This window comes from Rouxiella badensis, assembly GCF_026967515.2.
Lineage (GTDB): Bacteria > Pseudomonadota > Gammaproteobacteria > Enterobacterales > Enterobacteriaceae > Rouxiella > Rouxiella badensis.
On the sequence record NZ_CP114062.1, the window covers coordinates 3,131,270 to 3,143,430 of the forward strand.

Genomic DNA, 12,161 nt, shown 5'->3' on the forward strand with positions numbered 1-12,161 from the left:
CGCTCACACGATGAGTTGCGCGAGATGATTGGCGCGCAACTCATTCAAGTAAAAAGGTTAGCCGGAGCGAAGCCTTTTATTTAGACAGGTATTTGCAGAGGTAAGAGCTGGTCTCAGGCACTTGCAGATTGAATTCGCTGTTGCCCGGCACATAAAAAGTTTCACCCGCGGTGAAGGTTTGCCAGCCTTCTGAACCCGGCAGCAGAACGGTCAATGAACCGCTCACGACGGTCATCTCTTCCGGCTTGCCGGTCCCGAACGTGTACTCACCCTTCACCATAACGCCTACGCTAAGCGCGCCGAGGCTGTCGCTGTCGAAACCAATCGACTTAACTTTCCCGTCAAAATACTCATTATTTTTCAACATAAAGATGGGTCCTTCGCGATAAATATTCAAAAACTTAGAAACTCCATATTATGGGCAGAGGCAAGCTTCTGTCACTGATTTTTATCGCGGCGTAAGCGTCTGTCGAGCCAGCCCGCAAAGCGGCAACGGGCTGATTGATTTTGCGGTCTGCAGGTGCGACTCTGTGAAATTGTGCGATATCAATAAAGCAATTCGGCGGCGAGCTTTACCACCAGCGAATTAGACAGCACGACCGGCACGTCGAGCTGCTTCTGAATAATATCGCAGTGCGAACGCTGATAACCGATGCAGTCGAGCAGCACGACCTGTGCCCCTTGCTCTTTTAGAGACAGCGCAGCCTCGATAAGCGTCTGCTCGTCGGCCACATAAGGACTGGCGGTCGCGTAGCACGGCTTTTTGCTAAGCTTGCTCCACTTGCCTGCCTGATGTTCTATTTGCTCAACCACCGGCACCACTATCCCCACCTGATGCGTACCGACAATGCCGTTGATCAGCGGAGGAATGATCCTGTCGGGCTCAAGCAGCATCGCCTCTTTCGCACGCAGGTTATGGAACACGCCGGTGCAGAGCAGCAAAATGGTGTTGCATCCTTCGCTTTCCAGCCAGTCAATCTTCTGCTGCAACGCCTGCTCAACGCGCGGAGAGGCGAGCCTGACCTGAGTGCCGTCCAACAGGCGAGACACGAGCACGTCCTCTCCCGGCCCTGGGGAAAAACGTTGCTCGATTTGTGCCAGCGTCAGTCCGTCCAACAGTCCGGTATGGGTGACCATGTCAGGCGGCAGGTATTCGTCCAGCAGCGGCATTATGTCGCTGCGCGGTGCCTGGCCAATGGTCAGGGTAGCGAAGGAGGTCATCATCTTCTTAGTCTCTGCTTTGCAGGTGACGCAAGCTTCCGTACAGCGACAACAACAGTTGATATTCGTCGGCATCGTAGAAATGACAGGTGCCGCGTCCAAACTCTTTGGCCACTTCAACGGCGAATTTCACCGCTAGAGCGATGTCTGTTTCATGGCTGGCACCGGTACCGCAACCGGGTACGACGGATTCAGCGGTAATCGCTACGCCAACCACCGGCACGGTGGTCGCCGTCGAGGGTTGCAGAATGCTGTTCAGGTGATGAACGCCGTTGCCGTAAGGCGTGATGTCCTGCGTAGTAATAGGGAAGGTCACCGCCGGACGGCCACTGGTCATCTCCATAATGCGCAGCAGGTCTTCAGACACACGCAGGATATAGCCTTCTTTCACCGTAGGAGAAAGCGCATAACCTTTATGGTTGATGATACGGTTACCCTTGGTGGTATCGATAGAAAGGATGGCATCCACGCCGTCGACCACTTCGTTGTCGTTCATGGTCACATCATCGATAGGTGAGTCCATAAAGTCGACCGGATCGTGCGGACGCGTCGGCGCATTGGGACAGATGTGAGTCGTCACAATCACGTCACCGGCCAGCACATCGCCTTTACGTTGCATATCGGCAAGCTTCAGTGCACTGCTGATGGCAGCGATGGCGCCGTCACCGTCAGAAACCAGACCAATGCGCGTTGGGCGTGCACCGATGCCGCCAAGACGACCGATGATACCCAGCGTAGGCGCATCGCCCCCCAGGCTTTTACCGGCGCTGCCCGGAATGGTAATGCGGATAAAATCGGTTGCGCCCTTGGCACCAGACGCGCGATGCGTGCTGGCGGTCACGGAAGGATAGTCGGCAAACAGGTCGACGATATCCTGGCCGCTGACGTGCGCATTGTCGATCAGTTCAAATACGGTAAGGGTCTGTAGCAAACTCATGACATCTTCCTCAGCAACAACGCGGTTGACGCAACGCTGCGCAATAACCAAAACAACCGCGTTAATCTGACCTTCTTAGAAGGCCAGTTTATTTATCAATAATGGCTCATGGGAGCCCTGGTGTTAGCACAATATCTTTGGGTCTGATTACTTGCCTTTACTGCTGAAAACAGAGCTGAAGAAGCTGTAGAGTGCGTCTCCTGCGATAAATCCTGCGGCCAGAATTTCCATCGGCGTACGCCCCTTCTCACCCCAGATACGGATGATAAGGATACGCAGCACGATCCCCAGCACGACCGCATAACCCGCCATTACGCTGTTGATCAACAGGCCGGTTGCCAGCAGTACGCCAAGCTGACGTTTAGGTCCGCCCATCAGCTGGATAATTGCGCCCGGAATCGCCCAAATCAGCAGGCTGTGAGCGATACCCGGCTGTGCACCGGCCTGAATAGTTTTGGCATACACGCGTGCAACCGGCGGTACCAAGTCCTGCGCGAAATAGCCGATGTGGGCGAACCACACCACCGGAATCGCGATAAGGAAGGCAATCAATGCGGCGAAAAGCTGAATACGGCGACCGGCAAGCTCGACCTGCAAGTCTTTGCCATAGCCGCGAAGAATAAAGCCGGCTTTAAGGTCAAAGCCCATGTCGGCAAAGGCCGGCCCCGTCGCGGCGGTAAAGCCGGTGAGGATGCACAGTGCGACCGGCGGAAAACCAATCAGGATGCCGACAATCAGTGTGATAAGCGCGACGGCAAAGGCCGGGAACCAGCCTGAGTGCATCGCGGCGATACCGACGATAAGCTCGTGGAAGAACGCGGCGAAGGCGGCATAGATGATGAAACCAATCAACATACTCACCGTCATCTCGGTATAAATACCGCCCGCCAGCGCCAGCGCCGCGGCAATCGCGATATAGCCCACTGCGCCGAGTCCCAGCGCCTTACGAACTTCATTACCGGGCTGGGTAAAGGTGGCTTTGGCATCCGCACGTTTTTGGCGAATGACCTGAATAACCTGGAACAGCGACACCAGGCCCGCGCCGACCATCATGCCGTGTGGAATATACAAGGCATTGATATCGACACCGGCAATCGGTTGCGCATAGGCGCGAATCAGCAGGCCTATCCCGAACATGCCCAAGGCCCAGATATTGCCGATAAATGCGGTACCAAAGGCCGCCATCGGGATCTTGAGCATCGCACCGCCGAGGCCGACCACCACGCCAACGACCAACAGCCAGGCCTCACGCCCGCCCTTGTCTCCAGCCTTGATAGCCTCGGCGGCTGCCACCCCCGGCGGCCACGCATTGCTGGCAGGGAACACTTTAGTGTCAAACATACGGTAAAGCAGGTAGGCATCCAGTAGCATCGCGGCAGAAACGCCGAAAAACATGGGCAGAATCAGCTGCGGCTGCCCCATCACATAAGGGATAGCGATTGGCATCAGCAGGCTGTTGGCCGCACCAAAAGTGGCTGAAGAAATAACGGTTTGTGCGAGATTTTGGGTATGAATAGAGCGATAACGCTGGAAGGCTTTCATCGGGATGCGTGCCAGCAACATCGCAAACAGCGCACCGATGATTGAGGTATTAGGCGTAACGCCGAGAGTGGTAATTAGCTGGACGCCGATAATGGCGCCTAAAATCGAAAGCAGAATCATTACAGCCAGGGTGCCGATCTCTTTTAGTGGATTATAACTCCCGTCGGTCACCCTGCTGTCACTCCCAGTATTGCCTGTCATAAAGTCCCCTGATGTTGGCGAAAATGCAATGGTTTCCTGGTGTTGGCGCTATGATTTATATAAGTATTTGCGCTCTTTTATGGTCAAATTTTTTATGGTTCTTACGGCCCGTTATTGGTCTATAGCCAATACTCATCGCCTAATTTCTCTGCTACCTGGCGCGTCACTGCCACGATGCCTTCACGTATTTCGGCGGGCAAATCATTGCCGTCGAACGGCGACGGGAAAGACAAACAAAGGCCCACGGTTTCATTACGATGCTTATTAGAAATGCTCGTTGCTAACGTGCTAATCCCTTGTAAAGTCTCGTTATTAGCAAATGACCAACCCTTTTCGCGGATCTCGGCAAGCGTCGCCAGCAGCGCCTCAAGGGTCTGCGGCGAGTTAGGTGAACTCACCCGATACCCTTCGCGATACCTATCTATCACCTGTTGGTTAGTCTGTCTCGCTAATATCGCTCGTCCTATCGCCGTTTCTGCAGCAGGCAGTAAACTCCCGGCCGGTGTCACGACCTGAAGATAGGTGCGACCCGGAAACATCCGCATCACCATGATATCCCGACCTTCCAGCATCGAGATGTAGCCGGTGCACTGAGTTTGCTTACTCAGCTGCTGAATGTAAGGCGAACAGGCATCTACCAGCGGCGTAGAAAGATAATGACTCGACACCGCCAACAGCAGCTTTCCAATCTTGTACAGACGCGTTTCCGGGTCGCGTTCAAGCAAGCCCTGCGTCTCCATGGTCATCAACAAACGAGACACCGTGCTCTTTGGCAACCCCAACTGCTCGACAACGTCGCTAAAAGAAAGACCTGGATGACCCTGCCTTATCCCTTTTTGCGCGAATAGCTTTAAGACTGCGGAAGCGTTTTCAAGTGTTGTCACGGCGAAAGTTCCACTATTAGGAACTCAGTTCCTGATTAAGATGAATGAAAATTAATGCCGATACGTTAAAGCGTCAAGTTGTTTATTTTTTAGCAGGGGGGAGAAACCAGCGGATGATAGTTTTCACCACGCAGATAGAGGAAATTTTGTTCGCCAGCAAAACATGATTTAGTGATAAATTTCACTAAAGGCAAAAAATGGAGTGTATAACTCCGAATTTCGGAGAAACGTTTCGCTGACGATATATTTTAAAAGACGCTGCTCTGGTGACAGGGCAGCGTCGGGGCAATCATCATCGTACAGAGTGGCTAATGTATTTTGGGAAAAGCGTTGGCCTTCAGCTGATGTCTTCATCTTCGTAACGGCGTTTAGAATCCTCGGCCTCTTTCTTCGATTTATGTTCGCTAATCAGGGTATCAGGCTTTGGATGGTCGGCGCGTAATTCGTACCAGATTTCTGTTTGACCCGGCAGTCCTTTCTCAACGGTAATGATTTCAGCTTTACGTGGATAAGGGGGGTTAGAAGGCATAAGGAACTCCTGTAAATTATCTCGGTGACTTAAGTATAGACAACGAGGGGCTTTTACAGTGAGCAGGAGGCTCGGAAGCCTCCTAAAAACCGGCGGGGGTAACTAGCGGGCGAGCTGCAGGGCGAGCGCGTCGAGGATGTCCTCAACCACCATCGAAGGCGTATGCGTTCCATCGAGAACGAAATGAGCAGCTTGCTGGTATAAGGCTTCGCGCTCGTTCAGCACCTGAGTTATTTCTTCGTTAATTGGCCTGCCGGTCAACGTGGGGCGCTGATCTTCCTGAGGCGAGTCCTCAAGGCGGTGTGCAAGCGTGCTGGCCGGAGAGCGCAGGTAGATAACCTGGCCTGTCTCGCGCATGAACTGGCGGTTTTCGGCAGACAGGATTACGCCCCCGCCCGTCGCGACAACGGTGTGCGGAGCGCTAATATTTTGCAGAGCCTGAGATTCACGACGACGGAAACCTGACCAACCTTCACGGGCTACAATCTCCGCAACGCTAAGTTGTGAAGTTTGGAGCAGATAAATATCGGTATCGACAAAATCATACCCTAACGCTTGCGCGAGGGCTCTGCCGACCGTTGTTTTACCTGCGCCACGAGCGCCTATCATGAAAATGGGTTGCGTCATTACCGCTATCCTTATGTGCCAGAGACATCTTTGAACCTAAGGCATCATACCGATAAAAAATAAATTGGCAATCCCTGTAAACATGGCGTAAAGAAAAGATTACATCAATAACCTTTATATTATAATGGCTTACATACATACACCAAGGCCGGTGGAAAGTTTTTTACTACACGAATTTTTTTCCAGCTGAAATAGCGTGACAGTAGCTTCTCTGACAGATGGCTGTACTGAAACAGAATAAGCTCCCCGTCCTTTTCTCTCAGACGCTGTTGAGCGCGCTGCAATATCTTCATGCTCACCCGCGTGGGGATCGACAACAGCGGCAGACAGCAGAAGATGGCGTCAAAGTCGCCTTCCAGATGCTCAGCGGAATAGCCCATTACCTGCAACCGCCTGTCCTCGATAAGATTCAGTTTATGAATGAAGTTAGGCTGGATCTCGAACGCCTGAACCTGCGCGTCGGCGCGCATTTTATCAAGGATACGCTTGGTCAGGACTCCGTCTGCCGCGCCAAATTCGGCAATCTTCAACGTTTTGGTCCAGTCGACCTGATTCACCATGGTCTGACACAGCCAAGGCGATGAGGGCGCCAGCGTCCCGAAGGTGCGCGGCGACGAGATAAAGTTCTGCAAATAGGAAAACTGATTTTTGATGGTCAACCTTGTCGCATTGATAGTCAGTCTTGTCGCATTCAACATATTTATAACCCCCTGGGGATGTAGACCACTATCACATCGAAAAATTCTTAAGGAATAATTATTTGCGTTAATTATTTTAAAAAATCCTTTTAAATTAATTCTAAATAAGAAACGTCTTAATTCCTGTGATGTATGGAAATTTTCAGATGATTTAGCAAAAGATAACTCTACCCTCTCCTTTTCATTAATTGAGGTTAGGCAAAATAAGTCTTTCGAGCGGAGTAAAGGATAATAGCAGAACTAATCGATTGAATGGCTATAGAAAATATAGCGGAAAATTTAAAATAAGGAAAAAAAGCCGATGAGGGAGTTTACAGGCAGGCTAAATTTATCAGGTAAAAGGAAACCGTCGAGTGAGACACTGGGGACAGAAGCCGCTGGCGCAACCTCTGTTTGAGGGTAGTCCCCACACTCGACGGTCTGTTCTTGGTAATCGTAAAAAACTGAACTTAACGGTAAAGCTCAACGCTGGCGCGGGCCAGGCTTGAGTCACCCGGAGTGCTTACCCCGATAACGCGATAGTGAGTCGCCCCTTCCTGTGCGGCTTTCGCATTCACCGCAGCTTTCAGACTCATGTCTTCCGTATTGCCTTGAGCTACGTCAACGACGCCGAGTGATTGATAATTGTTACTTTGTGCCTGGGCTGCGTTAATTTCCGTTGCGGCCAGAGAAGAGAATGACGCGGTCGCAAACAGTGCTGCTGCAATGAGAGGTAAAATTTTCATGGTTTCCGCCTTAGACGTTTTTATGGCTAAACAGTGTCGGATAGCCTGACGATAATTAGTGAGCAGGATGTTCTCCTTGGTATTAATTATCGTTCATTAAACGAAAGGCGGAGTCATGGGGAGTAAAGTTGTTCAAGCTTTATGGCGAAAATGAGGAGGAAAGACTAAAAATTATTTCACTAGGCTCAATTAAGGAGGAAATGTAATAAAAAAGCGCGCCAATGGTGCACAGGAGAGAAACTAAAATAGCGATTTAACGGCGTGGGACAGCGTCGCACGAATCGACGCTTTATAGCAATCGCTGATATGATTCTTTTAACGATAGAAATTCTAAAAACATATCTCTAAAAATCATAACCTCCCGGGAGAGCTTTTATGGCAGGAACCAGCCTTTTGGCGTTGATAGACGACATCGCCTCTATTCTTGACGACGTTGCCGCAATGAGTAAGGTCGCGGCAAAGAAAACTGCCAGCGTGCTCGGTGACGATCTGGCGCTTAACGCCCAGCAGGTCTCCGGGGTCAAAGCAGACCGCGAACTCCCAATCGTCTGGGCCGTCGCCAAAGGCTCACTTCTCAACAAGGCAATTCTCGTGCCCCTCGCGCTGCTTATCAGCGCCTTTGCCCCCTGGGGAATAACGCCCCTGCTGATGATTGGCGGTGCCTATCTGTGCTATGAGGGCTTTGAGAAAGTCGCGCATAAGTTTATGCCGCATGACGAAGCGGCTGAGGCGGAAAAAAAGGCCAGGCTTAAGGCGGCAAGCCAGTCCCCGGAAGCACTGGCGAAAATGGAAAAAGACAAGGTTAAGGGTGCGGTCCGTACTGACTTCATCCTTTCGGCAGAAATTATCGTTATTTCGCTGGGTACCGTATCGAGTGCACCGTTTCTGGACCAGGTTATGGTGATGTGTGCGATAGCCGTCGTGATGACGCTGGGCGTCTATGGGCTGGTAGCCGGTATCGTGAAAATCGATGATGCCGGACTTTACCTCAGCAAGCTCAGCGGCAAGAGCGGATTCATGCGCGCAGTGCGCGGATTTGGCGGTGGCATCGTCAACGCGGCTCCCCTGCTAATGAAAACGCTGTCTATCGTCGGCACCTTCGCCATGTTTCTGGTCGGTGGCAGCATTATTAGCCACGGCCTGCCGTTCATGCACAGCCTGCTTGAAGGCTTTACGACAGGGCATCAGGGCTGGGTAAACTCACTGATAACCGGCGCAAGCGATCTGGCTGTGGGCATTGTGGTCGGCGCACTGGTGCTGGCCGTGGTGATGCTCGGCGGTAAGCTGTTTAAGAAATAACGCGATGGCGAGAAACGGGCCAGAAACCGGCCCGTTTTCATTGTTTAGATTTTACTCGCTTCGATGAACAGCGTATCAGTCTCAAAAGTGCCGTCCTGTGCGATAGCGAAATACTGTACGACCTCCTCTGACGACGCCTTTTGCAGCTCGCGAATAGCCACCACAAAATGCTCGGGAGTCTTCAGGCGAGCGACCCAGCTGCTAAACTCCAGCGTCAGCTTGCCGGTGGTTAAAGATTCGATACGGATCCCTGCCTCATTAAACATTTGCAACCATTCGCCGGTGGAATAATTACGCACGTGTGAGGTATCGCGCAGCTTCTCGATAGTCTGTAAATGCACGTCGAGCACCGGGTGCCCCGGCGAGGCGATATCCATCATCACCACTTTACCGCCCGGCTTGAGGATACGGCGAACCTCACGCAGCGCCGCGCCTACGTCGTGCCAATGGTGTGCCGAATACCGGCTGATCGCCACATCAACGCTTGCATCTTCAAAGGGCAGCGACTCGGCATAACCCTGCCGGGTTTCGATATTTTTCAACCCTCTGTCTGCGGCTGCATGCTTGACCACGGCCAGCATTTCGGCCGACAAATCATAGGCAATGACCTTTTTAACTGACTTTGACACCGCAAAACTGGCATGCCCTGCGCCACATCCCAGGTCGACTACCAGCGCATCGGAGTAAGGCGTGAGCAGCGCAGACAGCCGGGTCAAATCAGGTCCTTGGGCATGCACCGCGCTGGTTAAATAGTTTTGGGCATTCGGGCTGAACTGCTCGCTGACGCTTTGCGCATGGCTGTTTTTATTGTCCATTTATATTCCTTTTAATCATGGGATGTCTGGCTTAACAACACTGTATATCGGGTTTTATACGGGTACAATATGAGCATTTATACTAGTATTATGCAGTTCCCCTGTTAGCCTGATGAGCGTAACAATGTCGACAATAGAACCCTTGAATGGCCCAAAGGCATTAGGCGCGTTCCTGCGCGCTCACCGAGAAAAAACTACACCAGAGAGGGTAGGACTGCCGCACTCAACGCGCCGTCGCACCAGCGGGCTGCGCCGTGAAGAGTTGGCACAAATCAGCGGTATTAGCACCACCTGGTACACCTGGATAGAACAGGGCCGAGACGTTTCCATCTCGGCAGCAACGCTCGGCAGGCTCGCGCAGGCGCTACGTCTACAGCCTGCGGAGGAGGATTACCTTTTCAGTCTGGCCGGCATCAAAAATCCGCAGGCGTACGCGCCCGTGCGCTCGCCGAACGAACCTCTCACTCAGTGCGTGCATCAGCTCAATTGCCCCGGTTATCTGTTGGACAGCTGCTGGAATATGCTGGCCTGGAATGCCCAAACCGAGCAGCTTTTTTACGGCTGGCTGGACCGAGACGATCGTCCTAACCTGTTGCGGTTTATGTTCATTCACCCCTTGGCGCGCACGCTGTTAGTCAACTGGGAGGCGCGTGCGCAACGCATCGTCGCCGAATTTCGTGCCGAAACCAGTCACTACGCCCACTTAGATGAGATTCGCCAAACGGTGCTGAGCCTGCGTGAAGAAAGCAGCGTATTTAATCAATGGTGGATGCAGCAGGAAGTGCTGGCGCGTGAAGGCGGAGAACGGCTGTTCATGCACCCTTCACAAGGGCCGGTGCGTTATCTGCAACAAACCTTTTTCCCGGCCGGTAGCAATGAGTTAAAACTGGTCATGCTGGTCGAGCAAACCTCTGATTCATAAGCAGCTTCCGCGTTGTGCATCGCTCGATTGACATTATCTCAGTGAATGTGTGAGTCTGAATCTCACGCCGAGGAGGCGAGTAATGAGGGAGAGAAAGGAAATGACGAGCCGTCTGATTTATCAAGATGAGAGCATGGAGATACGCGTACCGACAGAATTGGAAGCGCCCTTGCACTTTGATGCTATTCAGTCTTCAATGGCAGATATTTCCGCATGGGAAAGCTGGTGTTCCACCGGCTATAGCCTTGAAGACAGCCGAACTTACCTCATTGACTCCTATGTAAAAAGGCAACGAGGGCAGGAGTATCGCTTCTGCCTTTTTGACCTCGCCAGCGGTAAAATAATTGGCTCTATAGCCCTTAACCGTATTGTTCCCGAATATAAAACCGCCAATATAGGTTACTGGATACGCAGTGATTTTACCGGAAGATCGCTGGCTGTGACCGCAGTGAAGGCCATTGCCCGTTTTGCCTTTAACGAGCTCGGCATGACGAGACTCGAGATAGTCGCCATGGAAAAAAATCATCGCAGCTGCCGAGTGGCCGAAAAGTCTGGGGCGGTCAAAGAAGGACTGCATCGCAACGGGCTTTACTTTCATGGACAGCCCAGCAACGCGTGGATTTACTCACTGATCCCCGGCGATCTGGCGTAATGTCGACACTACCACTATTAGAATAGGATCGAGGAATAATGAGTTCATCTATCGTTTCAACCGACTGGTTGGCTTCACATCTTGATCAATCAGGTCTGGTGATTATCGACTGCCGCAAGTCTAAGCCGGGAATTAACCCGCCCATTGATTTTCATGGTAAATACCTTGAGGCGCACATTCCTGGCGCAGTCTATATCGAGGTTGATGATATTTCTGATTGCAGCACTGGCCTGCCGCATATGCTGCCTGACGCTGAAGCATTCAGTAAGTCAATGAGCGAACGCGGAATAAGTAATAACAGCGCTGTCGTACTCTACGACGAAGGTGATCTGTTCAGCGCCCCGCGCGTGTGGTGGATGCTGACTCGCTTTGGCGCAAACAACGTGCGTATTCTGGACGGTGGCCTCAACGCCTGGCTCAAGGAAGGCAAGCGGACTGAAGGCGGGGAGCGTAAGCTGCCTCCCGCCAACTTCGAGGCCAGGCTGGAGAGCCAAGTGGTCGTCAGCGCCGAACAGGTCAAGCAGGCACTCGGGAAGGTGCAAATTATTGATGCACGTTCTCTGGGACGCTTCAGGGGCGAGCAGCCCGAGCCGCGTCCGGGACTGCACGGTGGCCATATTCCCGGTAGCCTCAGCGTACCCTTCACCGAACTCACTGAAAACGGTCGGATAAAATCACCCCAGGCATTGAAAGAGACCTTCTCGCGTCTTGGGGTTGATACTACGCAACGCACTATCTCCAGCTGTGGTTCAGGCGTTACCGCCGCCGCACTGCTGTTTGGTCTGCACCTGATTGGCGCTGAAGACGTGCTGATTTATGACGGTTCATGGGCGGAATGGGGCGACATCAATAAAGATTATCCGATTGAAACCCAATAAAAGAACGCTATTGCCCGCAGGCCATGCGCCTGCGAGTTTTACTCTCCTCCAGCACGCCCTCCCTTAAAAAGCCTTAGACGCATTTATTACGGGCAAAAAAAAGCCCGCACAGAGGTACGGGCAGAACAAACTGGTCTATCAGAGAGAGTCTTTCTTTCTTCTGGGGTGTCACTGGCAACCATTGTAGATCGAATCATTCACAATGTTGTTACTTAAATGTAATTAAATGAG

14 protein-coding genes are annotated in these 12,161 nt (G+C 52.1%); 4 read left to right on the forward strand and 10 right to left on the reverse strand.

Features of this window, described 5'->3' with window-relative positions; translation table 11 throughout:
• Window positions 1-76: 76 nt before the first annotated feature.
• The 9 genes from ppnP to O1V65_RS14540 all read right to left on the reverse strand — a co-directional run bounded on the left by ppnP (window position 77) and on the right by O1V65_RS14540 (window position 7,364).
• Entirely contained in the window at window positions 77-367 is a 291-nt protein-coding gene (gene ppnP / locus O1V65_RS14500) for a pyrimidine/purine nucleoside phosphorylase (RefSeq protein ID WP_017489853.1), read from the reverse strand.
• 179 nt (window positions 368-546) lie between these two features.
• Window positions 547-1,224, reverse strand: coding sequence for an AroM family protein (locus tag O1V65_RS14505; RefSeq protein ID WP_017489854.1), 678 nt, complete (start codon window positions 1,222-1,224; stop codon window positions 547-549).
• Window positions 1,225-1,228: 4 nt separating this feature from the next.
• The gene (locus O1V65_RS14510; protein ID WP_017489855.1) at window positions 1,229-2,158 is read right to left on the reverse strand and encodes a DUF1177 domain-containing protein; all 930 of its coding nucleotides are present in this window, start codon (window positions 2,156-2,158) and stop codon (window positions 1,229-1,231) included.
• A 147-nt stretch (window positions 2,159-2,305) separates the two neighbouring features.
• Window positions 2,306-3,901 (reverse strand): OPT/YSL family transporter, encoded by a 1,596-nt coding sequence (locus tag O1V65_RS14515; RefSeq protein ID WP_017489856.1) that lies wholly within the window; start codon window positions 3,899-3,901, stop codon window positions 2,306-2,308.
• A 119-nt stretch (window positions 3,902-4,020) separates the two neighbouring features.
• Window positions 4,021-4,785, reverse strand: a complete 765-nt coding sequence (locus O1V65_RS14520) for an IclR family transcriptional regulator (RefSeq protein ID WP_026110250.1) — start codon at window positions 4,783-4,785, stop codon at window positions 4,021-4,023.
• A gap of 337 nt (window positions 4,786-5,122) precedes the next feature.
• A complete protein-coding gene (locus tag O1V65_RS14525) occupies window positions 5,123-5,314 on the reverse strand; it encodes a YaiA family protein (RefSeq protein WP_017489859.1) in 192 nt (63 codons plus the stop codon).
• Window positions 5,315-5,416: 102 nt separating this feature from the next.
• Window positions 5,417-5,941 carry a shikimate kinase AroL gene (gene aroL / locus O1V65_RS14530; RefSeq protein WP_017489860.1) on the reverse strand — a complete coding sequence of 175 codons (525 nt, stop codon included), beginning with the start codon at window positions 5,939-5,941 and terminating at the stop codon, window positions 5,417-5,419.
• 119 nt (window positions 5,942-6,060) lie between these two features.
• Window positions 6,061-6,639 carry a class I SAM-dependent methyltransferase gene (locus tag O1V65_RS14535; RefSeq protein WP_017489861.1) on the reverse strand — a complete coding sequence of 193 codons (579 nt, stop codon included), beginning with the start codon at window positions 6,637-6,639 and terminating at the stop codon, window positions 6,061-6,063.
• 449 nt (window positions 6,640-7,088) lie between these two features.
• Window positions 7,089-7,364 carry a YdgH/BhsA/McbA family protein gene (locus O1V65_RS14540; RefSeq protein WP_017489862.1) on the reverse strand — a complete coding sequence of 92 codons (276 nt, stop codon included), beginning with the start codon at window positions 7,362-7,364 and terminating at the stop codon, window positions 7,089-7,091.
• A 375-nt stretch (window positions 7,365-7,739) separates the two neighbouring features.
• Between O1V65_RS14540 and O1V65_RS14545 the strand changes: the two genes are divergently transcribed.
• On the forward strand, window positions 7,740-8,663 hold the full coding sequence (locus tag O1V65_RS14545; RefSeq protein WP_017489863.1) for a DUF808 domain-containing protein: 924 nt from the start codon (window positions 7,740-7,742) through the stop codon (window positions 8,661-8,663).
• 44 nt (window positions 8,664-8,707) lie between these two features.
• On the opposite strand, the gene O1V65_RS14550 is transcribed toward O1V65_RS14545, so the two are convergent.
• On the reverse strand, window positions 8,708-9,478 hold the full coding sequence (locus O1V65_RS14550) for a class I SAM-dependent methyltransferase (RefSeq protein WP_165429747.1): 771 nt from the start codon (window positions 9,476-9,478) through the stop codon (window positions 8,708-8,710).
• A gap of 124 nt (window positions 9,479-9,602) precedes the next feature.
• Between O1V65_RS14550 and O1V65_RS14555 the strand changes: the two genes are divergently transcribed.
• The 3 genes from O1V65_RS14555 to sseA all read left to right on the forward strand — a co-directional run bounded on the left by O1V65_RS14555 (window position 9,603) and on the right by sseA (window position 11,930).
• Window positions 9,603-10,400, forward strand: coding sequence for a helix-turn-helix transcriptional regulator (locus O1V65_RS14555; RefSeq protein ID WP_017489865.1), 798 nt, complete (start codon window positions 9,603-9,605; stop codon window positions 10,398-10,400).
• A gap of 100 nt (window positions 10,401-10,500) precedes the next feature.
• Complete coding sequence (locus O1V65_RS14560; protein ID WP_017489866.1) at window positions 10,501-11,052, forward strand: GNAT family N-acetyltransferase; 552 nt, start codon at window positions 10,501-10,503, stop codon at window positions 11,050-11,052.
• A gap of 38 nt (window positions 11,053-11,090) precedes the next feature.
• A complete protein-coding gene (sseA, locus tag O1V65_RS14565) occupies window positions 11,091-11,930 on the forward strand; it encodes a 3-mercaptopyruvate sulfurtransferase (protein ID WP_017489867.1) in 840 nt (279 codons plus the stop codon).
• Window positions 11,931-12,161: the final 231 nt, after the last annotated feature.